At 64.7% G+C, this 22975-nt stretch carries 22 protein-coding genes; 14 read left to right on the top strand and 8 right to left on the bottom strand.

Annotation, left to right across the window (positions count from 1 at the left end):
• Positions 1 to 319: 319 nt before the first annotated feature.
• The 4 genes from MO486_RS15940 to MO486_RS15925 all read right to left on the bottom strand — a co-directional run bounded on the left by MO486_RS15940 (position 320) and on the right by MO486_RS15925 (position 3998).
• Positions 320 to 967, bottom strand: a complete 648-nt coding sequence (locus MO486_RS15940) for a 2OG-Fe dioxygenase family protein (RefSeq protein ID WP_242910267.1) — start codon at positions 965 to 967, stop codon at positions 320 to 322.
• Between the two features lie 100 nt (positions 968 to 1067).
• The gene (locus MO486_RS15935) at positions 1068 to 1475 is read right to left on the bottom strand and encodes an MAPEG family protein (protein ID WP_242910252.1); all 408 of its coding nucleotides are present in this window, start codon (positions 1473 to 1475) and stop codon (positions 1068 to 1070) included.
• 90 nt (positions 1476 to 1565) lie between these two features.
• Complete coding sequence (locus tag MO486_RS15930) at positions 1566 to 3269, bottom strand: M28 family metallopeptidase (RefSeq protein WP_242910249.1); 1704 nt, start codon at positions 3267 to 3269, stop codon at positions 1566 to 1568.
• Between the two features lie 63 nt (positions 3270 to 3332).
• Positions 3333 to 3998: a hypothetical protein gene (locus MO486_RS15925; protein ID WP_242910247.1), complete on the bottom strand. Its 666-nt coding sequence runs from the start codon at positions 3996 to 3998 to the stop codon at positions 3333 to 3335.
• Positions 3999 to 4165: 167 nt separating this feature from the next.
• Between MO486_RS15925 and gpmI the strand changes: the two genes are divergently transcribed.
• The 4 genes from gpmI to MO486_RS15905 all read left to right on the top strand — a co-directional run bounded on the left by gpmI (position 4166) and on the right by MO486_RS15905 (position 8654).
• Positions 4166 to 5707, top strand: coding sequence for a 2,3-bisphosphoglycerate-independent phosphoglycerate mutase (gene gpmI, locus MO486_RS15920; RefSeq protein ID WP_242910226.1), 1542 nt, complete (start codon positions 4166 to 4168; stop codon positions 5705 to 5707).
• Positions 5707 to 6903 (top strand): peptidoglycan DD-metalloendopeptidase family protein, encoded by a 1197-nt coding sequence (locus MO486_RS15915; RefSeq protein WP_242910223.1) that lies wholly within the window; start codon positions 5707 to 5709, stop codon positions 6901 to 6903. Before gpmI ends, MO486_RS15915 begins: the two co-directional genes overlap by 1 nt.
• Before the next feature lie 117 nt (positions 6904 to 7020).
• The gene (locus MO486_RS15910; RefSeq protein WP_242910221.1) at positions 7021 to 8337 is read left to right on the top strand and encodes a S41 family peptidase; all 1317 of its coding nucleotides are present in this window, start codon (positions 7021 to 7023) and stop codon (positions 8335 to 8337) included.
• A gap of 5 nt (positions 8338 to 8342) precedes the next feature.
• On the top strand, positions 8343 to 8654 hold the full coding sequence (locus MO486_RS15905) for a hypothetical protein (protein WP_242910219.1): 312 nt from the start codon (positions 8343 to 8345) through the stop codon (positions 8652 to 8654).
• Between the two features lie 63 nt (positions 8655 to 8717).
• Here MO486_RS15905 and MO486_RS15900 read toward each other — a convergent pair whose 3' ends face one another.
• Together MO486_RS15900 and MO486_RS15895 are read right to left on the bottom strand one after the other, a co-directional pair.
• Positions 8718 to 9041 carry a DUF1820 family protein gene (locus tag MO486_RS15900; protein ID WP_242910217.1) on the bottom strand — a complete coding sequence of 108 codons (324 nt, stop codon included), beginning with the start codon at positions 9039 to 9041 and terminating at the stop codon, positions 8718 to 8720.
• A 95-nt stretch (positions 9042 to 9136) separates the two neighbouring features.
• Positions 9137 to 9829: a rhomboid family intramembrane serine protease gene (locus MO486_RS15895; protein WP_242910215.1), complete on the bottom strand. Its 693-nt coding sequence runs from the start codon at positions 9827 to 9829 to the stop codon at positions 9137 to 9139.
• Between the two features lie 160 nt (positions 9830 to 9989).
• On the opposite strand from MO486_RS15895, the gene MO486_RS15890 reads away from it, so the two are divergent.
• Complete coding sequence (locus tag MO486_RS15890) at positions 9990 to 11363, top strand: porin (protein WP_242910213.1); 1374 nt, start codon at positions 9990 to 9992, stop codon at positions 11361 to 11363.
• A 67-nt stretch (positions 11364 to 11430) separates the two neighbouring features.
• Here MO486_RS15890 and putA read toward each other — a convergent pair whose 3' ends face one another.
• Positions 11431 to 14607, bottom strand: coding sequence for a bifunctional proline dehydrogenase/L-glutamate gamma-semialdehyde dehydrogenase PutA (gene putA, locus MO486_RS15885; protein ID WP_242910262.1), 3177 nt, complete (start codon positions 14605 to 14607; stop codon positions 11431 to 11433).
• A gap of 255 nt (positions 14608 to 14862) precedes the next feature.
• Between putA and coxB the strand changes: the two genes are divergently transcribed.
• The 5 genes from coxB to MO486_RS15860 are packed head-to-tail and all read left to right on the top strand — an operon-like array spanning position 14863 to position 19153.
• Positions 14863 to 15819: a cytochrome c oxidase subunit II gene (coxB, locus tag MO486_RS15880; protein ID WP_242910210.1), complete on the top strand. Its 957-nt coding sequence runs from the start codon at positions 14863 to 14865 to the stop codon at positions 15817 to 15819.
• A gap of 25 nt (positions 15820 to 15844) precedes the next feature.
• On the top strand, positions 15845 to 17494 hold the full coding sequence (ctaD, locus tag MO486_RS15875; RefSeq protein WP_242910208.1) for a cytochrome c oxidase subunit I: 1650 nt from the start codon (positions 15845 to 15847) through the stop codon (positions 17492 to 17494).
• An 18-nt stretch (positions 17495 to 17512) separates the two neighbouring features.
• Positions 17513 to 17653 (top strand): hypothetical protein, encoded by a 141-nt coding sequence (locus MO486_RS15870; RefSeq protein ID WP_242910206.1) that lies wholly within the window; start codon positions 17513 to 17515, stop codon positions 17651 to 17653.
• Positions 17650 to 18225 (top strand): cytochrome c oxidase assembly protein, encoded by a 576-nt coding sequence (locus MO486_RS15865; protein WP_242910204.1) that lies wholly within the window; start codon positions 17650 to 17652, stop codon positions 18223 to 18225. Before MO486_RS15870 ends, MO486_RS15865 begins: the two co-directional genes overlap by 4 nt.
• 37 nt (positions 18226 to 18262) lie before the next feature.
• Positions 18263 to 19153, top strand: a complete 891-nt coding sequence (locus MO486_RS15860; protein WP_242910202.1) for a cytochrome c oxidase subunit 3 — start codon at positions 18263 to 18265, stop codon at positions 19151 to 19153.
• A gap of 70 nt (positions 19154 to 19223) precedes the next feature.
• Here MO486_RS15860 and MO486_RS15855 read toward each other — a convergent pair whose 3' ends face one another.
• Positions 19224 to 19448 carry a twin transmembrane helix small protein gene (locus tag MO486_RS15855; protein WP_242910200.1) on the bottom strand — a complete coding sequence of 75 codons (225 nt, stop codon included), beginning with the start codon at positions 19446 to 19448 and terminating at the stop codon, positions 19224 to 19226.
• Between the two features lie 96 nt (positions 19449 to 19544).
• Here MO486_RS15855 and MO486_RS15850 point away from each other — a divergent pair, with 96 nt between their 5' ends.
• Genes MO486_RS15850 through MO486_RS15835 form a run of 4 tightly spaced genes read left to right on the top strand, consistent with a single transcriptional unit; the run spans position 19545 to position 22966 of the window.
• On the top strand, positions 19545 to 20294 hold the full coding sequence (locus MO486_RS15850) for an SURF1 family protein (RefSeq protein WP_345779221.1): 750 nt from the start codon (positions 19545 to 19547) through the stop codon (positions 20292 to 20294).
• Entirely contained in the window at positions 20291 to 20869 is a 579-nt protein-coding gene (locus MO486_RS15845) for a hypothetical protein (RefSeq protein WP_242910196.1), read from the top strand. Before MO486_RS15850 ends, MO486_RS15845 begins: the two co-directional genes overlap by 4 nt.
• A 4-nt stretch (positions 20870 to 20873) precedes the next feature.
• Positions 20874 to 22022: a COX15/CtaA family protein gene (locus MO486_RS15840; RefSeq protein WP_242910194.1), complete on the top strand. Its 1149-nt coding sequence runs from the start codon at positions 20874 to 20876 to the stop codon at positions 22020 to 22022.
• Between the two features lie 8 nt (positions 22023 to 22030).
• A complete protein-coding gene (locus tag MO486_RS15835; protein ID WP_242910192.1) occupies positions 22031 to 22966 on the top strand; it encodes a heme o synthase in 936 nt (311 codons plus the stop codon).
• Positions 22967 to 22975 lie beyond the last annotated feature (9 nt).

Genomic DNA, 22975 nt, shown 5'->3' with positions numbered 1-22975 from the left:
AGGCCCGTCCGCAAGGACGGGCCTTCTTCTTTGTACGTGCGGCACCACCCACCCCGGCCCGCGTGCCTGCGAGAGTAGGTCATCGCCAGGGCCTTTATCCAAAACCCCGTAGCTCACGCTGCAGGGTTTTCTTTGGGCTAAACTAAATGGTCGACTTAATAAACGACTAAATAATCTGACCCAGTGTCCGGATAGTCGCAGGCAAAATCATTCTTTGCCAGAGGCCTGTTTGCGCGCAGGTTTGCAGCCAAGGTGCGCCCGCGGCCTATGGGATTCCCGTGGGAACTGTGGTCCGTATGCCGGGTCGCAGACCGAAGAATCAACCCACGGCGCGTAGTGTCACGACAAGTACATCCCGATACGCCGGTCGCGTTGGATCCAGCGGCGTAACGGCGGTGACACCGTGGAACACCCGGTTGTCGTCGACCAGGGCGGCGTCGAGTGGTGCGGCCAGCGTGAAGCTGCCAAGCAAGGAGCCGTCGGCGGCATGGATGGTGGTGGTACCGCTGGCGATGTTCTGACGGTCGATCAGCAGGACCAGCACGTAATCGACGCCATCGCGGTGGATGCCTTCTGGCGTCGGCTCGCCAGGTTGTCCGGCGCGGGCTTCGATGCGGAACTGATGGACTTCGATACGCCATTGGTCCACGCCCGGCGCGAGTTCGCCGAAGAAGTCGCGAGTGAAGGCAAGGATGGTCCGCAAACTGACGCTGGCGGCGACATCCGGCGTCAGTGGCTCGAACCAGCGCTCGATGTCGCCCTGCAGTGGGTTGTAGTCGAGGCTCTGGTAATGCGGCTGGTGCGGTTCGTGCCGGATTGGCCCGCTGGCCGCTGCAGCGAACACGCCATGGCGTCGGCGTCGATGACGGCCGGTTTGCGCGAGGTACGTGTCTGGCGCCAACGTATCCCAGCTTGCGGCGAAGGCGGGCCAATCGCCGAGCGCGCCGGGTGCGAACAGCGAACGCATCGTCGCCGCCTCGGCAAAGCAGAAACCGTCGCGACCTAATGCCGCGACTAGCGGCGCGATGCCAACCGGTTCGCTCATGTTGTTTGCCGACTGCTTCGTGTCACGCAGTGGCCCCGATGCGTAGCGCGGCCTGTACCAACAGCAGCAGCACGCAGACGAAGGCGCCGAACCAAGCCAGGCTGCGCAACGGTGGCTTGTTGCCGATGTAGAGGAGGCCATGCAGCACGCGGAGCACGACGAAGATGATCGCCAGAAGCGCGATGCGCTCGGCGTTCACCCCGGCAAGTTGTGCAAGCACCACGCCTGCCGCGAACGGTGCAAACGCCTCGAATGCATTGAGCTGCGCGCCATTGGCGAAGTGCACCCGCGGGTTTTCCTGACGTGCGATCCAGCCGCGCGGGTCGCGATTGCTGTAGCGCTCGCCGCTGCTCTTGGCGATCATGACCCAGGCATACGGCAGCAGTGCGGCGATCAACACGCACCAGTAGGCGGTGGACAACGTCAGCATGATGCTTCCCCAATGATTGGCGGCGACAGCCTAGCCGGAAAATACGAACGGCGCCTGCGGACGCCGTTCCTTGTGCAATGACGAAGCAGGTTACGGTTTGGCGGTTGCCTTGAGGGAGGCTTCACGCGCAGCGCGGAACGGGTTGCCCTGATACCAGTTTGGCCACTGTTCGCCATCGGCAAGCGTCAGGCCGACGCTGTAAAGCGTCTCCAGATCCTGCAGCACGCCTTCGAGATTCCAGTTCGGATCGAATTCATCGGCCGGCTTGTGATAGCGGTTGGCGGTGTACTCCTCGCTGGCCTTGCGACCGGCTTCGACGCCGCCAACGGCCAAGTCTTCGCCGCCTTCGGCGTACAGCGCTGGCACGCCGGCCTTGGCGAAATTGAAATGATCGGAGCGAAAGTAGAAGCCGCTCTCCGGCGTGGCCTCCGCGTGCAGTACGCGGCCTTGTCCGTCGGTGATCGCCTTGAGGATGTCTTCCAGCTCGGAACTGCCGAGGCCTGTCACGACCATGTCTTTCGACTTGCCATAAGTCGACATCGCATCGATGTTGATCACAGCGACAGTCTTGTTCAGTGGCACGCTCGGATGGGCGACATAGTACTTGGAGCCAAGCAGTCCGGACTCCTCAAGCGTCACGGCAAGGAACAGCACCGAACGCATCGGCTGCGCGGACTTCACGAACTTCTCAGCGATCTCGAGGATGCCGGCGACGCCGGTCGCGTTGTCGATCGCGCCGTTGTAGATGTTGTCGCCTGGCTCGCCATCGTGCTTGCCCAGGTGGTCCCAGTGGGCCATGTACACGATCGCCTCATCCGGTTTTGCACTACCCGGTAGCAATGCCATCACGTTGCGCGACGACTTCTCGGCGATCTTGCTGTTGAGCGTGGTCGTGGCCTTGGCCTTGAGCGGCACCGGCTTGAAACCGCGCTGGTTGGCGGCCTTGCGCAGTGCATCGAGATCGAGCCCGGCGTCGGCAAACAACGCGTTCGCAGCTTCCCCGGTGATCCAGCCCTGGATCGGCAAGCGGGGCGCGGGGTCATCGGCGGCGCGCAGGTCGAACTGCTCGCCCGACCAGGAGTTCTTCACTACATCCCAGCCGTAGGACGCGCCTTCGGTGTCATGGATGATCAGCGCGGCAGCCGCACCCTTACGCGCGGCCTCCTCGAACTTGTAGGTCCAGCGGCCGTAATAGGTCATGCGACGGCCTTCGAACAGCGACTCGTCCTTGGCGTGGAAGCCAGGATCGTTGACCAGCATCACCACCGTCTTGCCCTTGACGTTGAGGCCAGCGTAATCGTTCCACTGCTGCTCCGGCGCATCGACGCCATAACCGACGAACACCAGCTCGCTGTCCTTGATACCGACGCTCGGCTGGCCGGTCCGCGTGCCGATCACCATGTCGGTGCCGAACTTCAACGCGTGCGACTTGCCGGCGACATCGAGGTCAAGCACGGTGGATGCGTCCGCCGTGGTCTGGGTCATCGGCACCGTCTGGAAATAGCTGTCGCCGTTGCCCGGCTTCAAGCCGAGGCGCTTGAACTGCGCTTCGAGGTAGGCGACGGTTTTTTCTTCACCGGCACTGCCGGGAGCACGGCCTTCGAACTCATCCGACGCGAGTGTCTTGACGTGTGCGGCGAAATCGGCGGCGGCGATTTCGGGTGCGAAATCGTGGGTGGAAGCCGGCGCAATCGCAGGTGCTGGCGTCGTCACGGCCGGTGCTTCCACCGGGGCGCGGTTGCAGGCGGCTAATGCAATGACGCCAGCGAAGCAGAGCAAGGGTCGGAGCGACATCCGGAGTTCCTCGGTTCAGGAACCCCGGATTCTAAACAAGTGCGATCCAGGACGAATACGCAATCAATCCTTCGGCGCGCGATCGCCGTCGTAGCGCACCGCGGTGGCGCCGCTGACCTTGCCGATCTTCGCCGTGCGATGCACGTACAGGGTGACTTCGCGTTCGAACACCAACGGACCGTCGACCTGCGCGTTCGCGCCGATCACGATGCGCGGCGGCTTGCGTTTGCCGATCTGGATCCACTGCGTGCCCGGCTTTTCGACGTGGATGCCGCCCTGGACGTGCGAACCGGCGCCGACGGTGATGTCGCCGTTGACGGTTTCGATGCCGCCGCCGAGATCGCTGTCGACCAGGCCGATCGCGCCGTTGACGGTTTCGACGTTACGGGCAATGCGACTGCCCCGATCGACGAAGACACTGCCATTGACGGTTTCAACGCCACCATCGATCTGTGCCTGGGTGCCGACACGGATGCTGCCGTTGACCGTGCTCAGCGACTGCGCTTGCACGTTGTCGGCAGCATGAATGCTGCCGTTCACGGTTTCGGCGTTTTCGATGCGGGCATTGGCCTCGACGCGGATGCTGCCGTTGACCGTTTCCAGGTCGCCGTAAGTCTGACTGGCTTCGGCGGTGATGCTGCCGTTGATCTTGTCGATGTCCTGGCCAGCGAAAGCCGGTGCGATGGCGAAGGCGACAGCAGTGGCTAGAACGAGGCGAATGCGCGACATGGCGAGGTTCCTATTGGGATCGAACGATGGGCTCGATGGATGGATGCCTTGCGGGCGACGAAGGTTTAGTTCCTGATAAACCGGGCCGACAAACCCAGTTTCCGCCCCTTCGCTACAATCCACACCTGTCCGAAGTCACTAGTGCATATTGCCAAGGAGCCCTCGTCGTGCCAGCAGCCAGTTCGCGTACCAAGCCGGTGGTATTGCTGATCCTTGATGGCTGGGGCCATCGCGACGATCCCGCCGACAACGCGCTGGCGCAGGCGCGGATTCCGAACTGGCACCGGCTGTGGACCGATGCGCCGCATACGCTGATCCACACCGAAGGCCGCCACGTCGGCTTGCCGGACGGGCAGATGGGCAATTCCGAGGTCGGCCACATGAACCTCGGCGCCGGCCGCATCGTCTACCAGGACCTGACCCGCATCGATGCGGCGATCGAAGACGGCAGTTTTTTCGCCAACGCCGAATTGCGTGCGGCCTGTGCCGCGGCGAAAGCGAACAACGGCACGCTGCACGTGATGGGGCTGCTATCGCCGGGCGGCGTGCACAGCCACGAGACGCATATCTTCGCCATGCTGGAGCTGGCGCAGCGCGAAGGGGTGGCGAAGGTGGCGGTGCATGCCTTCCTCGATGGTCGCGATATGCCGCCACGTTCGGCCGAACCCAGCCTCGCCGCGTTGCAGGCGAAATGTGCCGAGCTTGGCAACGCCCGCATCGCGAGTGTCAGCGGGCGCTACTATGCAATGGATCGTGACAACCGCTGGGATCGCCAGCAGCGCGCCTGGGACGCGATCGTCGAGGCGCGCAGTACGCAGGCCAGCGAAGATGCATTGAGCGCGTTGCACGAAGCTTACGCACGCGGCGAGAACGATGAATTCGTTGCCCCGACCGTCCTTGCCGGCAGCATCCCGATGCGCGATGGCGATGCGGCGGTGTTCATGAACTTCCGCGCCGATCGCGCACGCCAGTTGACCGCGGCGTTCGTCGCTCCGGACTTTTCCGGCTTCGCTGCGCGGCGACCGCAGCTGTCACGCTTCGTCTGCCTGACCGAATACGACGCCAAGCTGCCGGCACCGGTTGCGTTCGCACCGGACGACCTGCGCCACACCATCGGCGAATTGCTCGCCGAACAGGGCCTGACGCAGCTGCGCATCGCCGAGACCGAGAAGTACGCGCACGTCACCTTCTTCTTCAGCGGCGGGCGCGAGGATCCGTATCCAGGCGAACAACGCATCCTCGTGCCGAGCCCGAAGGTCGCGACCTACGATCTGCAGCCGGAAATGAGCTGTCCGGAAGTGACCGCGAAGCTGGTCGATGCGATCGGCAGCGGCGCGTTCGACGTGGTGGTGTGCAATATCGCCAATCCCGACATGGTCGGGCATACCGGCAACATTGCCGCCGCGATCCAGGCCGCGGAAGCGGTCGACATCGCGATCGGCGCGATCGAGTCCGCGGTGCGACATGCAGGCGGCGCGTTGTTGATCACCGCCGACCACGGCAACCTGGAACTGATGCGTGATGCCGTCACCGGCCAGCCGCATACCGCGCACACCGTGGGACCGGTGCCGTTCGTCTATGTCGGCACGCGGGCCACAACGTTGCGCGCTGGCGGCGCGCTGCGCGATGTCGCGCCGACCATGCTCGACCTGCTCGGCCTGCCGCAACCGGCCGAGATGAGCGGCAGCAGCCTGTTCGCACCGGCTTGATGCGGACCGCCGCCGTACTGCTCGCCTTCTTGTTGCTCGCTGCCGCGGGCACCGTGGGTGCGCAAAGCAGTCGCGAGGCGGAGAAGAAGCTCGAGCGCGTCCGTACCGAGCTGAAGAACGTTGCCGCGGAGAGACGCAGGCTGGAAGGCCAGCGCGGCGAGGCCTCGCGCCAGTTGCGTGAGGCCGACGAGCAAGTCGGTCGCAGTAGCCGTGTCCTGCGCGACACCGCGCGCGCGCTCAGCCGCGAGCAAAAGGCGCTGGCGGAATTGCAGCAGCGCCGCGAAACGTTGCAGTCGAGCCTTGCCGGCAAGCGCGAAGAGCTGGCGAAGCTCCTGCGCGCGGCGTACATGGTCGGCGGCGATGCGCCGTTGAAGGTGCTGCTGGCGCAGGATCGCGTCGCCGATGCGCAACGCATGATCACCTACCATCGGTACCTGCAACGCGACCGTGCGCAGCGCATTCAGGCGCTCAACGCCGAATTGCAGCAGCTCGATACGCTCGAGCAGGAGATCACTGCCAAGCGCAGGGAGCTCGATGTCACCCAGCGCAATCAGCGTGCACAACTGGCCCAGCTCGAACGTGCGCGCCGCGAACGCGTCAGCCTGGTCGCCCAACTCGAGCAACGTTACGAAGACCGCGCCGATCGCGAAAAAGCCCTGGGCCGCGACGCCAAGGCGCTGCAACAGTTGCTCGCGAAACTGCGTGCCGCCGCGGCGAAAGCGGCAGCGCAACGCGCAGCCAGCAAGCCAAAAGCGGGCAGTGCCACATCAAGCACGCCGTTGCGCAAGGCGATCGTATCGGGGCCACCGCTGCAGGTCGGTGGCTTGAGTTGGCCCTTGTCGGGGGCGTTGCTTGCCGGCTACGGCGGCACCCTGCCGGACGGACGCAGCAGTGAAGGCGTACTGATCGGCGCCGCTGCGGGCAGCACGGTCAAAGCCGTCGCCGACGGCCGCGTAGTGTTCTCCGACTGGATGAACGGCTATGGCCTGATCCTGATCGTCGATCACGGCAACGGCTACATGAGCCTGTACGCGCACAACGACGCGCTGTTGCGCGACGCCGGCGATGCGGTCAAGCGTGGCGATCCGGTCGCCAGTGTCGGCAACTCCGGAGGCCAGGGCCGGCCGGCGCTGTATTTCGAACTGCGCCGCAACGGCCAGCCAGTGAATCCCAACAGCTGGCTGCAGAAGAGATGAACCGGTCGCGCGCGCACAACGCGCCGTTAACGCAAGCTCCAACCACGCCCGCATAATCCTTGCGAACCCGCGGCGCCGCACGCGGTCGTATCCCGTCTCGTCTGTCGGAGTTGTCGCATGCGTCTGTTCCCGCTGTTCGCAATCGTCTTGTCGCTGGCCTGCGTTCCGGCGCTCGCGCAGGAGAAGACCAGCACGGTCGCTTCCAGCGACGATCCCGACGCAGCCGAAAGCGCGGCGTCGAAGGTGCCGCTGGATGAAATCCGCCGTTTCGTCATGCTCTACACCGTGGTGAAGGAAGCCTACGTCGATCCGGTCGACGACAAGAAGCTGATGCAGGCAGCCGTGCGCGGCCTGTTGCAGGACCTCGATCCGCACAGCGCCTATCTGGCCAAGCGCGATGCCGAGCAATTCGACGAGCAGATCCGCGGTGCCTACGACGGCGTCGGCATCGAACTGATGCACATGCCGGACGGCACGCTGAAAATCATCGCGCCCATCGACGACACTCCTGCCGCACGCGGCGGGATCAAGGCCGGCGACGTGATCACGGCCATCGACGGCAAACCCATTCGTAACGATGCCAGCGATGTCGAAGCCGGTTCCAGTCCGCTGCGCGGCGCCGCAGGCACCAAGGTGGTGTTGACCATCGTGCGTGAAGGTAAACCCAAGCCATTCGACGTGCCGCTCGTGCGCGAAACCATCCGCGTCGCCAGCGTGCGCTCACGCCTGCTCGAGCCTGGCTACGGCTACGTCCGCATCAGCACCTTCCAGGCCGACACCGCTGCCGACTTCGCCCGCGCGCTCGAGCAACTGCAGGCGAGCGGCAAGTTGCGCGGACTGGTGATCGATCTGCGCAGCAATCCAGGTGGATTGTTGACCACGGCCGTGCAGATCGCCGACGAACTGCTCGATCGCGGCCAGATCGTCAGCATCCGCGGTCGTGTTGCCAGCAGCGATGCCGAATTCGGCGCAACCCCGGGCGATCGCCTCGATGGCGCGCCAGTGGTGTTGCTGGTCGACGCCGGTTCCGCCAGCGCCGCAGAAGTCCTGGCCGGCGCTTTGCACGACAACGGTCGCGCGCGCGTGGTCGGCAGCCGCACCTTCGGCAAGGGCTCGGTGCAGACACCGCTTCCGCTGGACAACGGCGATTCGGTCAAGATCACCACTGCGCGTTATTTCACCCCGAGTGGCAAGTCCATCCAGGCCCGCGGTATCGAGCCGGACGTCGTGCTGCATCCCGAAAAAGATGCCACCAACGGCGGTCGCGCCGACTACACGGAAGCCATGCTGCCAGGCCACCTGCGCGGTGACGATGAGGGCGTGGCCGGCGCCAATGCCGGCGAAGTGCTGGAAGGCGATGCGCCGATTGCCGCGGCACTCGCGGAATTGAAGAAGCCGGTCGCCGTGGCGCCGAAAGTCGTACCGAAAGGCTGAGCACGGTGATCGTCCGCACCTGGCACGGCTGGACTGCGCCGCAGGACGCCGATGCCTACCAACGCCTGTTGCTGGAAGAAATCTTCGCCGGCATCGCGGCGCGCAAGATCGCCGGCTATCGCGGCATCGAGTTGCTGCGGCGCGACGCTGGCGATGAGGTCGAATTCGTCACGGTGATGCGTTTCGACGGCTTGGAGGCCGTGCGTGCGTTCGCCGGCGCGGATCATGAAGCCGCGGTGGTACCGCCTGCGGCGCGGGCCTTGCTCAAGCGATTCGACGCGCGATCAACGCATTACCAACAGATTGCCGATGCGTAGGGTGGGCTTCAGCCCACCACCGTCTTCATCGACAGGTGCCGGCATAGTGGGCTGAAGCCCACCCTACGATCGCGGCTTCGCCGGCAACGGGAATGGCGTCACCACTTTCTCGCCCGTTTCGGCATCGCGGATCGCCGACTGGCCTTTCTTCTCGACCTCCTCGATGCGGAGGATGCTCTGCATCGGCAGGTGCAGTACACGGGTGTTGCCGAACTCGTCGCGCAAGCGTTCCTCGGTAGGATCGACCACGACGCCGGCGTGCACGTCGAAGACCAGTTCGCCGACTTCGGTAAACCCCCACAACGAGCTGCTGGCGATGTGCCGGGCATACAGCTCGTAGACCTTGCCGTGGTTGAGGAAGGTGACTTTGTAGAGCGTCTTGGCCATGGCGCGATTATAGGAGCAGGGTCGTAGTCGTACTTGGTGGCTGGAATGAAAAACCTCAAGCCGCGTCCGTTACCCACCATGAACCGCCGGTCGACTCAAAATCCGCGCTTCCGTCGCATCCGTCGCGCGATGGCTGCCCGCGCGAGCAAGGCATAGGCGCCGCCAAAGGCAAAGCCGGCCAGGTGCGCCGACCAGGCCACCGCGCCGAAGGCGGGGCCGATGAACGCGAACACGACTTGCAACAGTGCCCAGATGCCGATGAGCAACGATGCCGGTGCACGTACGAATTCGAGGAACAGGCCCAGCGGCAACACCACGCCCAGCTTCGCGCGCGGGAACAGCGCGAGATACGCACCGATCACCGCCGACACCGCGCCGCTCGCGCCGATGATCACGCGATCCGGCGCGCCGATGCTCAACGCAGCGGCGAGATTGGAGACCGCGCCGCCGAGCACGAACAGCAACAGGAACCGCCACGGTCCCATCGCGCGTTCCGCCGGCAGGCCGAAGATCAGCAGGAAGACGAGGTTGCCGAGCAGATGCGCCCAATCGGCGTGCAGGAACAGCGCGGTGAACAGGCGCAGCGCACGACCATCCTGCAACGCGATCAGCCAGGTATCGGGCGAAGCGAGTCCGCCGGAGACCGCACCCCAGGCCAGCAGCAATTCACGCTGGGTCGCATTCGTGCGCGTCGTGGCCCAGATGAACGCCACCCACAGCAGCGTGAACAACAGCGGCGTCGCCCAGCGCAGGGATGGCTTCTGGCGTGAAGGCAGGGAAACAAACATGCGCCGCATCCTACGACACGCGCACTGTCGCAGCGGATGCGTGCTGGGTATATTGCATACGGTGTCGTACGCCGGGAGGGGCTTGTATCTGCAGGCACCGGCTACCCGCTGGCGCAGGTCGCGCAGAGACGACCATCCCACCGTTACGGAGAAAGTAAGAATGCAGAACGCACACAACCTCACCCGAATTTCCGCACTGGCGCTGGGTATTGCAGGTGCGCTGGCGTTTGGCCAGGTCCAGGCTTCGGGTTTCCAGCTGCGCGAACAGAGCGTCAAGAGCCTCGGCCGCTCGGGTGCAGGCGTCGCAGTCAGCGACAAGGATGCGTCCGTCGTGTCCCTCAATCCCGCTGCCATGGTCAACGTCGACAAGAGCACCATCCAGGCCGACGTCACCGTCATCGATCTGGACGCTGAATTCACCGGCAGCGGCCAGGTACTCCCCGGCACGCCGCTCGCACGTCCGGTCACCGGCGGCAATGGCGGCGATCCGGGCGACAACACCGCCGTCCCGAATATCGCCGCAGTCTTCCCGATGCATGGCGGGCTGGAAGGCATGGTCCTCGGCGCCAGTATCGGCGCGCCGTTCGGCTTGAAGACCGAATACGAGCCGGGCTGGGTGGGTCGCTACAAGGCCTTGACCTCGGACGTGAAGACCGTCGACCTGACCCTGTCGGTCGCCTTCCAGATGTCGGATGGCGTTTCGCTCGGTTTTGGCCTGATCTATGAACGCGCCGAAGCCACGCTCAGCAAGGCGGTCGACTTCGGCCTCGTTGCCTGCAGCAACGCCCCGGGCGGCCCGGCCAATTGTTCTCCACTGGCACCGTTCCCGATCAAACCGCAGAGCGCGGACGGCACGTTCACCGTCGACGGCGACAGTAGCGGCATCGGCTACGTCATCGGCGGGCAGATCGCACCCAACGACAAGCTGGCCATCGGCGTCAGCTACCGGTCGGAGATCGACCATGACATTGAAGGCGACATCAACTTCGAAAAGCCCGCTTTTGTCGCGGCTAGCCCGACGTTGTCGGCGGTCTTCGCCAATGGTCCGGGCGGCGCGCAGCTGACCACCCCGAGCATCACCACCGTCAGCCTGCGTTATGGTTTCACCGACGACTTCCGGGTGCTGGCGACCTACCAGCAGACCGGTTGGGAATCGCTGGACAAGGTCGAGATCACTCGATCGAACGGAACCCTGGTCGGCAGCGAGCCGTTCAACTGGGAAGACACATCGTTCTATTCGATCGGCGTCGAATACGACTTCAGCGATGCCTTCACGGTGCGTGGCGGTTTCGGCCAGGATGAGACGCCGACCAACGACAAGGACCGCACGCCGCGCCTTCCGGACAACGACCGCATGCTGTATTCGTTGGGCATGACGTGGAATGTGTCCGACAGCTTCAGCGTCGACGCCGCCTACCAGCGCATCACCATCGACGATACGACCGTCAATCTCGTGTCGGACGGTTCGAGTCTGCAGGGCACGTACGACGGTTCGGCCGACCTGCTGGGTATCTCGGCGCAGTACCGCTTCTAAGCGACACGCAGTTCGAAGCAATAAAAAAAGCCCCGCATCCGCGGGGCTTTTTTTGATTGAGCGGAGCTTATTCGCCGAGCGTCAGCAGCGAAGCGTTGCCGCCGGCAGCGGTCGTGTTGACCGTGACCGTTTTCTCGGTGGCGAAGCGCGGCAGGTAGTGCGGGCCGCCGGCCTTGGGGCCGGTGCCACTCAAGCCCTGGCCGCCGAATGGTTGCACGCCGACCACAGCGCCGATCTGGTTGCGGTTCACGTAGCAGTTGCCGACGTTCACCCGCGCCACGATGCGGTCGATGGTTTCGTCGATGCGCGAATGGATGCCGAGGGTGAGGCCGTAGCCGGTGGCGTTGATCGCGTCGATCACTTTGTCGAGTTCGTCGCCCTTCCAACGCACCACGTGCAGTGCCGGGCCGAACACTTCCTTGTGCAGGCGATCGATGGAATCGATCTCCCACGCGCGTGGGGGGAAGAAGCTGCCATTCGCGATGCTCGCGTCGCTGCTGGCTTGCGCGATTGGCTGCTTCGCTTCCTTGGCCATGCGCGCGGCGTGGGCTTCCAGCATCTCCAGCGCGTCGTTGTCGATCACCGGGCCGACGTCGGTCGAGAGCAAGCCCGGGTCGCCGACTTTCAACTCGGCCATCGCACCGGCGAGCATTGAGATGGTCTTGTCGGCGATGTCGTCCTGCACGAACAGCACGCGCGCGGCCGAGCAACGCTGTCCGGCGGAAGTAAATGCCGACGACAATGCGTCCTTCACCAGCTGTTCCGGCAATGCCGAAGAATCGGCGATCAGCGCATTCTGGCCGCCGGTCTCGGCGATCAGCACGCCGATCGCCGCGTCGCGCGCGGCGAGCGAACGATTGATCGCACGCGCGGTGTCGGTAGAGCCGGTGAAGGCGACGCCGGCGACGCGCGGATCCTTAGTCAACGCCGCGCCGACGGTCGCACCATCGCCAGGTAGGAACTGCAGCACCGCTTCCGGCACGCCGGCTTCGTGCAGCAGCTTCACCGCGGCGCAGCCGATCAGGTTGGTCTGTTCCGCCGGCTTGGCGATCACGCTGTTGCCGGCAGCGAGGGCAGCGGCGATTTGTCCTGCGAAGATCGCCAGCGGGAAATTCCACGGGCTGATGCAGACGAACACGCCGCGGCCTTGCAGCAGCAGCGTATTGGATTCGCCGGTCGGACCCGGCAGCGTTTCGGGCGCGAACAGCTTGCGTGCCTGCCCGGCGTAGTAGCGCAGGAAATCGACCGCTTCGCGTACTTCGGCGACACCATCGGGGATGGTCTTGCCGGCTTCCTTGGTGCACAGCGCGATGTATTGCGGCATGCGCTGTTCGAGAAGGTTCGCCGCGTGTTCGAGGATCGCGGCGCGCGAGGCGGCCGGGGTGCGATCCCAGCCGGGTTGTGCAGCGACGGCGTTTTTCAGTGCTTGCTCGACCACGGCACTGTCGGCGGCCTGCCACTGACCGACGGTTTCACGGCGGTCGGCGGGATTGGTGACGGCGATGTTCGCACCAGAAATTGTCGCGCCCGGCACCAGCGGCGCGGCGCGCCAGTCGGTGACGGCGGCGTTGACCTGTTGGGCGAGGGCTTGCAGTTGTACGTCGTTGGCGAGGTTGGCGCCCATGGAATTGTCTCGGTCGCGGCTTTGGTCAAGCGTGGATTGGCTGCGGTACAGATCGCGCGGCAGCGGGATGCGGGGATGCGGAATCGAAGCGAATGCGGCGACGGTTTCGACCGGGTCGCGGATCAGGTCGTCGATCGCCACGTTCTCGTCGGTGATGCGGTTGACGAAGCTGGAATTGGCGCCGTTCTCGAGCAGGCGCCGCACCAGGTACGGCAGCAGGTCCTCGTGCGAACCGACCGGCGCGTACACGCGGCACGCCACGTTCAAACGATTGGCCGGGATGACTTCGGCGTACAGGTCGTCACCCATGCCGTGCAGCTTCTGGAACTCAAAATGCTTGTTGTCAGCATGACGATTGCCGGCGAGGCGATGCACCGCGGCGATGGTGTGCGCGTTGTGCGTGGCAAACATCGGGTAGATCGCATCGGTCGCATTGAGCAGGCGTCGTGCATTCGCCAGGTACGACACATCGGTGTTCGGCTTGCGCGTGAACACCGGATAGCCGGCCTGGCCTTCGACCTGCGCGCGCTTGATTTCGCTATCCCAGTACGCGCCCTTGACCAGGCGCACCGGGACCTTGCGACCGAGGCGGCGCGCCATATCGGCGATGAAATCGATCACGAACGGCGCGCGCTTCTGGTAAGCCTGCACGACGATGCCGAAGCCGTTCCAGCCTTGGAGCGTCGGGCTCGAGAGGACTTGTTCGATCAGGTCGAGCGAGAGTTCGAGCCGGTCGGTTTCCTCGGCGTCGATAGTCAGGCCGATGCCGTAGCCCTTCGCGAGTTGCGACAGTTCCAGCAGCCATGGACCGAGTTCGGCGAACACGCGCTCGCGCTTGGCGTGCTCGTAGCGCGGATGCAGTGCCGACAATTTCACCGAGATCGACGGTGCTGCGAACACATCGCTGAAGGGACCGGTCTTGCCGATGGAGTGAATGGCTTGGCGATACGCGTCCAAGTAACGCTGTGCGTCCTTGGTCGTGAGCGCGCCTTCGCCGAGCATGTCGAACGAGTAACGGTAATTCGCGTTGTCGCCCTTGCGGGAACGTGCCAGCGCCTCGTCGATGGTGCGGCCCATGACGAACTGGTGGCCCATGATCCGCATCGCCTGGCGCACCGCGAGCCGGATCACCGGTTCGCCGACGCGGCCGATCAGGCGCTTGAAGGCGTTGTGGACGTCGCGCTTGGTTTCGTCGGCGAGGTTGACCAGGTGGCCGGTCAGCATCAGGCCCCAGGTCGAGGCGTTGACCAGCACCGAGTCGGACTGGCCCATGTGCCGCTTCCAGTCGGCCTCGCCGAGCTTGTCGCGGATCAGCTTGTCGGCGGTGTCCTGGTCGGGGATGCGCAGCAGCGCCTCGGCCACGCACATCAGCAGCACTCCTTCCTCGCTGCCGAGGTCGTACTGGCGCATGAAGGCCTCGATCGCGCCCTGGTCGGCGGCACGGGCGCGCACGCGCTGGACCAGGTCGGCCGCGGTGGCCTGGATCGCCTGGCGGTCGGCGTCGGGTTGGCGCGCATGTTCCAGCAGCTCGCGGACGTGTTCAGTCTCGTCGCGGACCCAGGCGGCGGTGATGGCAGCGCGCAAGGCCGGCGGCGCGGACGGGAGTTCAGGCGAGAGGATGTCGGTCACTGTGTTTGGGTGGCTATTTAGAAACAGGCTGCAGAACCGGCAATTCTAGCCGCAGTGCGGTTTTTGGGCAGGTGGCGGGGGATTCGGGAGCGATTCGGCTTGCCCGAAAAGCACCGCGGAAGCTAACATTCACGGGTTTTCGCGGCCGGTGATCGGGCCCGCGGCTTCTCGAACAATGTCCTTTTCGAATACAGCATGGGCGGTTCGGCCAGACGGTCGAGCCGACACGATGGGGTCCTGGCGACAATGAATCTAGCGCGTGCGAAGCAATGGGCACTGGGCGCGGCGGCTTTGCTGCCGGCGTGGGCATGGGCGCAACCGGCCGATCCCAAGCCGTGGCAGCTCAACATGGGCAAGGGCGTCACCCATTCCTCGCAGATGGCGTGGGAAGCGCACATGGTGGCGCTGTGGGTGTGCGTGGTGATCGGCGTGATCGTGTTCGGCGCGATGGCCTACGCCATGTTCAAGTTCCGCCATTCCAAGGGCGCGGTCGCTGATACCAAGTTCACCCATAGCACCAAGCTCGAGATCGTCTGGACCCTGGTCCCGGTGGTGCTGCTGGTGGCGATGGCATGGCCGGCCACGGCCAAGCTGATCGCGATGTACGACACCCGCAATGCGGCGATGACCGTCAAGGTCACCGGCTACCAGTGGATGTGGAAGTACGAATACCTCGGCGAAGGCGTGAGCTACACCAGCCGTCTCGACCGCAACAGCGACGCGATCCGCCAGAGCCACGAAGTGCCGAGCTACGCCAACGAAGCGCAGCGTCACTACCTGCTTGACGTCGACAACGTGCTGGTCCTGCCGACCGATACCAAGATCCGCTTCGTCATCACCGCCGACGACGTGATCCACGCGTGGTGGGTGCCGGCGCTGGGCTGGAAGCAGGACGCGATCCCGGGCATCGTCAACGAGGCCTGGACCGACATCAAGGAGCCGGGCATCTACCGCGGCCAGTGCGCCGAGCTGTGCGGCAAGGACCACGGCTTCATGCCGATCGTGGTCAAGGCGGTGCCGAAGGCCGAATACCAGCAATGGCTGGCGGCCGAAAAGGCCAAGCGTGCACCGGCGGCTCCGGCTGCTGCGCCGGCGCCTGCCCCCGCCGCGCCGGTGGAAGCTGCGCCGGCGGAAGAAACCGCTCCGGCCAGCACCGAAGCCCCGAACACCGACGCCGCGACCGCACCTGCGGTCGCCGGCTGATCACACGCACTTTCTGAGGTAGGCCATGGCCACGCACCCCGAAGCTTTCGACTCCGCCGGTCACGGCGCGTACGACGCGCATGCGCACGAGCACAAGCAGAGCTTTGTCGATCGTTGGTTCTTCTCGACCAACCACAAGGACATCGGCACGCTGTACCTGATCTTCAGCTTCGTCATGTTCATCATCGGCGCGGCGATGTCGGTGGTCATCCGTGCCGAGTTGATGACCCCTGGTCTGCAGTGGGTCGATCCCGAACACTTCAATCAGATGACCACCATGCATGCGCTGGTGATGATCTTCGGCGGCGTGATGCCGGCCTTCGTCGGCCTCGCCAACTGGATGGTGCCGTTGCAGATCGGCGCGCCGGACATGGCGCTGCCGCGCATGAACAACTGGTCGTTCTGGATCCTGCCGTTCGCCTTCACCCTGCTGCTGTTGACGTTCTTCCTGCCGGGTGGCGCGCCTGCCGGCGGCTGGACGCTGTATCCACCGCTGTCGCTGCAGGGCGGCGCCAACCTGTCCTTCGCGATCTTCGCCATCCACATGATGGGCATCAGCTCGATCATGGGCGCGATCAACATCATCGCCACCATCCTCAACATGCGCGCCCCGGGCGTCGACCTGTTGAAGATGCCGATCTTCTGCTGGACCTGGCTGATCACCGCGTTCCTGCTGATCGCGGTGATGCCGGTGCTGGCCGGTGCGGTGACCATGCTGCTCACCGACAAGTTCTTCATGACCAGCTTCTTCACGGCGGCCGGCGGTGGCGACCCGGTGATGTTCCAGCACATCTTCTGGTTCTTCGGGCATCCCGAGGTCTACATCATGATCCTGCCGGCGTTCGGCGTGGCGTCGGAAATCATCCCGACCTTCAGCCGCAAGCCGCTGTTCGGTTACCAGGCGATGGTGTACGCGACCGCGTCGATCGCGTTCCTGTCGTTCATCGTGTGGGCGCACCACATGTTCACCGTCGGCATGCCGCTCGGTGGCGAGATCTACTTCATGTTCGCGACGATGCTGATCGCGGTGCCGACCGGCGTGAAGGTGTTCAACTGGGTCACCACCATGTGGCGCGGTTCGATCAGCTTCGAGCCGCCGATGCTGTGGGCGATCTCGTTCGTGATCCTGTTCACCATCGGTGGTTTCTCCGGGTTGATGCTCGCCATCGTCCCGGCCGACTTCCAGTACCACGACACCTATTTCGTCGTCGCGCACTTCCACTACGTGCTGGTGACTGGTGCGTTGTTCGGCATCATCGCCGGCGTCTACTACTGGTGGCCGAAGTGGACCGGGCGCATGTACAACCTGGGCTGGGCCACGTTCCATTTCTGGTGGACGATGATCTTCGTCAACCTGCTGTTCTTCCCGCAGCACTTCCTCGGCCTGGCCGGCATGCCGCGCCGCATCCCGGATTACAACGTGGTGTTCGCCGACTGGAACCTGATCAGCTCGATCGGTGCGTTCGGCATGTTCCTCACGCCGTTCATGATGGGCTTCATCCTGTGGCGCTCGCTGAGCAGCGGCGCGAAGGCCGAGGCACGTGCCTGGCCGAGCGCGCGTGGCCTGGAGTGGACGGTGCCGTCGCCGGCCCCGCACCACACCTTCACCACGCCGCCGGTGATCAAGGATGGCGACCTCGCCCACGGGGATTTCGCCCACATGGACTTCGACTGAGCTGCCTGAGCGCCAGTGATGTCTGAGCCGATGACGCCGATGACCGAAGCGCAGATCGCCGCACGCCGCGCGCGTGCGCGTCGCACTGCGTGGATCGTCGGTGCGATCGCGGTCGCGGTCTATGTCGGCTTCATCCTCTCCGGGGTGTTGTCGCGATGAGCGGCAAGGCGCCCACCGCAGGCCTGGGAAAGATGATCGGCGTGGCCCTGGTCGCGTTCGCGTTCACCTTCGCGCTGGTGCCGCTGTACCGGATCGCCTGCGAGAAGGTGTTCGGCGTGCGTCTCGAGCAAGGCGCAGCGGCGACCGTGGCGACTGCCGCGAAGAACGCGCGCACGATCACCGTGCAGTTCGATGGCGGCGTGAATTCCAAGTTGCCGTGGGAATTCGAGCCGCAACAACTGACGCTGCAGGTGCGTCCCGGCGAGCAGTACGAAGCGACCTACTTCGCGCGTAACACCAGCGATCGCGCGATCGTCGGCAGCGCCGTGCCCTCGGTGGCACCGGCGCGCGCGTCGGGTTACTTCAACAAGACCGAATGCTTCTGCTTCACCGCGCAGACGCTCGCCGCCGGCGAAGGCCGGGCGATGCCGGTGCGTTTCATCGTCGATCCGGACCTGCCGGCTGACGTCAAGACCATTACCTTGTCGTACACCTTCTTCAAGAACGAAGCCCAGACCGCGCAGTTGAACGCGCCGAAGGCTTCGTCCGATCTGCCGCGCGCGGCACCCTGATCATCCCGAATTAGCAACAGAAACTGGAAGACCCATCATGGCGCACAGCTCCGACGCTCACGCTTCCCACGACGCCAACGTCTATTACGTGCCGCACGGCAGCCGCTGGCCGGTGTTCGCCTCGGTCGCGCTGTTCACGACCATGGTTGGTTTTGCCAGCTGGCTCAACGAAGTCAGCTGGGGCCGCACCGTGTTCTTCGTCGGCCTGGCCGGGCTCGCGACGATCCTGTTCTGGTGGTTTCGCGACGTGATCCGCGAGTCGCTGCGCGGCTACTACAACAAGCAGGTCGACACCTCGTTCCGCATGGGCATGGTGTGGTTCATCTTCTCCGAGGTGATGTTCTTCGCCGCGTTCTTCGGTGCGCTGTTTTACGCACGCCAGTACGCGTTGCCGTGGCTCAACGGCGAAGGCGACGGCATCGCCACCCATGCCCTGCTGTGGCCGAACTTCGCCGGCGGCTGGCCGAGCAACGGCCCGGGCGCGATCGGCGGCAGCTACCTGAGCATGCCGGCCTGGGGCCTGCCGCTACTCAACACATTGATCCTGCTGTCGTCGGGCGTCACTGTCACGATCGCCCACCACGCGCTCAGGGCCGGGCACCGCAAGCAGCTGCTGATCTTCCTCGGCGCGACGGTCGGGCTCGGCGCGCTGTTCCTGTACTTCCAGGGCACTGAGTACATCGAGGCCTACAAGGAACTGAACCTGACCCTCGGCTCGGGCATCTACGGCTCGACCTTCTTCATGCTCACCGGCTTCCACGGCGCGCACGTGACCCTGGGCACGATCATGCTGGCGATCATCTGGTTGCGCTGCGCGCGCGGCCACTTCAGCAAGGACGACCACTTCGCGTTCGAAGCAGTGGCCTGGTACTGGCACTTCGTCGACGTGGTGTGGCTGGGATTGTTTATGTTCGTCTACGTGTTGTAACGGCGAACGCACATCGAACCAAAGCGGGCCGGCAATGCCGGCCCGTTGCATCTGCGAAGAATGGATGCGTTTATGGTGCGCGGCCGATGCCGTGCGGCGTGATCCAGCCCATGTAGATCGCCAGGATGACGATCAGGATCAGCGCGACGGACAGCGCGATGCGACGGGTCAGCGCGTTGACGGTGCGCTTGGTCTGGCCCTTGTCGACGAGCATGTAATAGAGGCCGGCGCCGAGGTTCCACAAAATGACGATCAGGAAGGCGACGATCAGCAGGGTTTTCAGCGAGTCGTTCATGGCGCCGCTCCTAACAGGGCTGCTCCTAACAGGGATGACCAGGCCGCGGCACGCCCGCGCAATGGCGGCATTATCGCGCCAATGCGGGTGGCCAGCGTGAGCCGTCGCCGCAATCTGCTCGTCGGTTGGCCCTTGGCTGCATTGGCGATCGTTGCATTCGTCAGCCTGGGCGTGTGGCAATCGCGGCGTGCGGTCGAGAAGCAGGCGATGCTCGACGCTGCAGCGCAGGTGCTGGCACAACGCCAGCCAGTCCCGCTGTTGCAGGCGAGCGACCCAGGTCGTGCGCGCAGTTACGACTGGACCGTCGGCACCGGCAGTTTCTCCCGCGCACAACCGTTGCTGCTCGACAACCAGATGCGCGGCGGCCGCCCCGGCGTGCGCGTGTACCGGGTCTTCTATCCGGATGCGCCGTTGCCCTACACGTTGGTGGGCGATGCACTGTTGATCGACATGGGCTGGTTGCCGCTGGCCGGTGACCGCACGCTGCCCAAGGTCGGCTTTCCGGTTTCGAACCGCATCGAAGTGCGCGGCTTGCTGGCGCCGCCGCCATCGACGGGCCTCGCACTCGGCGCCGGCATCGTGCGCCAGGAAGATGCCTGGCTGCTCACGCGCATCGACCTCGCCGCGATCGGGCAGGTCGTCAATGGCACCCGTCGATTGACGCTGGCACCACGCGTGTTGCGGCTCGATCCGAGCATGCCGCTCGGCTTCGAACGCGATCTCGACGTATTGCCGAATACGCTGCCGCCGGAGCGACATCGCGCGTATGCGTGGCAGTGGTTCGCGCTGGCGCTGGCGGTGCTGGCCACCGCGTTGATCCTTACCTTCCGCAAGCCCAAGCCATGAACCATCCAGTCGATACCAAAACCCGCAATCGCAACCGCGGCATGCTGATCGCCTTGTTCGCGCTGTTCTTCGGCGCGATGTTCGTGGCCGGCGTGCTGCGTTTCTCTGGTTGGCGGCCAGCCGGGATGAAGAACCACGGCGAATTGCTGCAGCCGCCAGGCGATTTGCGCGCGCTGGTGCCGAAGTTGGCCGATGGCCGCGAGTACCGTTGGAACCCCGCCGAACGCACCTGGCGCATCGCCGCGATGCCGCGCGACTGCGATGGCGACCAAGCCGCAGTCTGTGAACAGTTGCTCACCCACCTCGACACCGTCCGGCAGTTGATGGGCAAGGACACCGATCGCGTGCACCTGCTGTGGGTCGGCGCTTTGCCCGCGACCGGCCCGCGGCCGTCGGCATTGCGCGTTCTGCAGCCAAGCAACGAATTGCGCGTTGGCTTGCCGCGATCCGACGACCCGCGCGGCGCGGTGGTCTATGTGCTCGACCCGAACGGCTTCGTGGTTCTGCGCTACCCTCCCGGCTTCGATCCAAGTGGGTTGCGCAGCGACTTGGCCCGCCTGCTGAAGATCAATTGAGCCTATGAGCGCCCCGAATCGATCGATCCGTTACAAGCACTTCCACCGCATCGCTTGGCTCGCGGTCGCGTTGGCCTTGGGCGTGATCGTGTTCGGCGCCTTCGTGCGTCTGTCCAACGCCGGCCTCAGTTGCCCGGATTGGCCGACCTGCTACGGCCAAGCCGCGTGGCCGAGCGTGGCGCAGGACGCGGTCGATCATGCCGCGACCGCGATCCGACCAGTCGAACCGCACAAGGCCTGGCGCGAACAGGTCCACCGCCATCTCGCGGCGACGCTCGGCGTACTGGTGCTGGTGCTTGCGTTGCTGGCTGCGCGCAAGCGGCGTTTCGGCGTCGCGCAGATCGCGGTAGCTGCCATCTTGGTCGGCACATCGATTCCGGTGTATATGCAGGGTCAATATGCAGTGGCGGCTGCGCTCGCTGCTGCCGGTGAAGCGATGTTGCTCATCGCGGCCTTCCGCTGGTCGAACCTCGATCTCGCCCGCGCCGCTGCGATCACGCTGGCGGTGATCGTGTTCCAGGCACTGCTCGGCATGTGGACGGTGACCTGGTTGCTCAAACCCGTCGTGGTGATGGGACACCTGCTCGGCGGCCTGCTGACGTTCTCGTTGCTGACCTGGATGGCCTGGCGTGCGACCGACCTGCCGATCCGCCTTGCCGAAGTCGGCAAGCTACGCATCCTTGTGTTGGTCGGACTGGTATTGCTCGGCGTGCAGATCGCGCTCGGCGGTTGGACCAGCGCCAATTACGCCGCGCTCGCTTGCGGAACTGATTTTCCGAAATGCGTCGATCAGTGGTGGCCGGCGCACGATTTCCGCGAAGCCTTCGTGCTGTGGCGCGGCATCGGCGTCGATTACGAAGGCGGCGTGCTCGACGGCGAAGCGCGCATTGCGATCCAGCTCGCACACCGGATGATGGCGGTGGTGGTCTTCGGCCACTTGCTTGCAGTTGGCATCCGCCTGCTGCGTACGCCTGGCATGCGTGGTTGGGGTTCGCTACTGACGATGCTGCTGCTTGCGCAAGTCACGCTCGGCATCCTCAACGTCAAGCTCGCGCTGCCGCTGCCGGTCGCGGTCGCGCATAACGCGGGCGCGGCACTGTTGTTGTTCGTTTTGGTGTCGTTGCTGGCGCGCCTGCGCGCGCCCGGGGCATGAGCAACGCGATGCGATCGAAGTTGCAACCAGCTCCTATCAAGCAGTATTGGGCGCTGACCAAGCCGCGCGTGGTCGCGCTGATCGTGTTCACCGCGCTGGTCGGCATGTTCCTCGCCGTGCCGGGCCTGCCGCCGTTGCGCGAGTCGGTCTTCGGCTTGCTCGGTATCTGGCTTGCCGCCGCGTCGGCCGCCGCGATCAACCACGTGCTCGACCAGCGCATCGATGCTCTGATGGCGCGCACGCATGACCGTCCGTTGCCGACCGGCGGCCTCACTACGCGCCAGGCGCTGCTATTCGCGCTCACGCTCGGTGCGTTGTCGATGGCGATCCTGGTCGTGCTGGTCAACCCGCTCACCGCGGCGCTGACGTTCGCGTCGCTGATCGGTTACGCCATCGTCTACACCGGCTACCTCAAGCGCGCGACGCCGCAGAACATCGTGATCGGCGGCATCGCCGGCGCCGCGCCGCCGCTGCTCGGCTGGGCGGCGGTTACCGGCATGCAAGGCCAATGGGACTGGCCGCATGCGCTGTTGCTGGTCCTGATCATCTTCGTGTGGACGCCGCCGCACTTCTGGGCGTTGGCGATCTTCCGCCGCGAGGATTACGCGAAAGCGATGGTGCCGATGCTACCGGTCACCCATGGCGTCACGTACACACGCTGGCAGATCCTGCTCTACACCGTGTTGCTCGTGGTGGCGACGATGCTGCCGCGGCTGGTCGAGATGAGCGGCAACTTCTACCTGGGCGGCGCACTGGTACTCGGTGCGGTGTTCCTGTGGCACGCATGGAAGCTCATGGATCCGCCCGACGAGTTCTACGCCATGCGCGTGTTCAACTATTCGATCGTCTACCTGATGGCGCTGTTCGCTTTCCTGCTGCTGGATCACTGGCTGCTGCCGTGGTTACGGCCGGTAGCGCCTTTCGGGCTCCAGCCGTTGCAGTAACTGCCCGGC

Source organism: Lysobacter sp. CFH 32150, from assembly GCF_022758295.1.
GTDB lineage: Bacteria > Pseudomonadota > Gammaproteobacteria > Xanthomonadales > Xanthomonadaceae > CFH-32150.
This window is presented reverse-complemented; position numbering and strand designations above follow the sequence as displayed.

Bases quoted from the DNA above. Each gene is read 5' to 3' on its own strand.
- MO486_RS15940 (WP_242910267.1), bottom strand. From the start codon at position 967: ATGCGTTCGCTGTTCGCACCCGGCGCGCTCGGCGATTGGCCCGCCTTC.
- MO486_RS15935 (WP_242910252.1), bottom strand. From the start codon at position 1,475: ATGCTGACGTTGTCCACCGCCTACTGGTGCGTGTTGATCGCCGCACTG.
- MO486_RS15930 (WP_242910249.1), bottom strand. From the start codon at position 3,269: ATGTCGCTCCGACCCTTGCTCTGCTTCGCTGGCGTCATTGCATTAGCC.
- MO486_RS15925 (WP_242910247.1), bottom strand. From the start codon at position 3,998: ATGTCGCGCATTCGCCTCGTTCTAGCCACTGCTGTCGCCTTCGCCATC.
- MO486_RS15915 (WP_242910223.1), top strand. From the start codon at position 5,707: ATGCGGACCGCCGCCGTACTGCTCGCCTTCTTGTTGCTCGCTGCCGCG.
- MO486_RS15910 (WP_242910221.1), top strand. From the start codon at position 7,021: ATGCGTCTGTTCCCGCTGTTCGCAATCGTCTTGTCGCTGGCCTGCGTT.
- MO486_RS15900 (WP_242910217.1), bottom strand. From the start codon at position 9,041: ATGGCCAAGACGCTCTACAAAGTCACCTTCCTCAACCACGGCAAGGTC.
- MO486_RS15895 (WP_242910215.1), bottom strand. From the start codon at position 9,829: ATGTTTGTTTCCCTGCCTTCACGCCAGAAGCCATCCCTGCGCTGGGCG.
- MO486_RS15890 (WP_242910213.1), top strand. From the start codon at position 9,990: ATGCAGAACGCACACAACCTCACCCGAATTTCCGCACTGGCGCTGGGT.
- coxB (WP_242910210.1), top strand. From the start codon at position 14,863: ATGAATCTAGCGCGTGCGAAGCAATGGGCACTGGGCGCGGCGGCTTTG.
- ctaD (WP_242910208.1), top strand. From the start codon at position 15,845: ATGGCCACGCACCCCGAAGCTTTCGACTCCGCCGGTCACGGCGCGTAC.
- MO486_RS15870 (WP_242910206.1), top strand. From the start codon at position 17,513: ATGTCTGAGCCGATGACGCCGATGACCGAAGCGCAGATCGCCGCACGC.
- MO486_RS15865 (WP_242910204.1), top strand. From the start codon at position 17,650: ATGAGCGGCAAGGCGCCCACCGCAGGCCTGGGAAAGATGATCGGCGTG.
- MO486_RS15860 (WP_242910202.1), top strand. From the start codon at position 18,263: ATGGCGCACAGCTCCGACGCTCACGCTTCCCACGACGCCAACGTCTAT.
- MO486_RS15855 (WP_242910200.1), bottom strand. From the start codon at position 19,448: ATGAACGACTCGCTGAAAACCCTGCTGATCGTCGCCTTCCTGATCGTC.
- MO486_RS15845 (WP_242910196.1), top strand. From the start codon at position 20,291: ATGAACCATCCAGTCGATACCAAAACCCGCAATCGCAACCGCGGCATG.
- MO486_RS15840 (WP_242910194.1), top strand. From the start codon at position 20,874: ATGAGCGCCCCGAATCGATCGATCCGTTACAAGCACTTCCACCGCATC.
- MO486_RS15835 (WP_242910192.1), top strand. From the start codon at position 22,031: ATGCGATCGAAGTTGCAACCAGCTCCTATCAAGCAGTATTGGGCGCTG.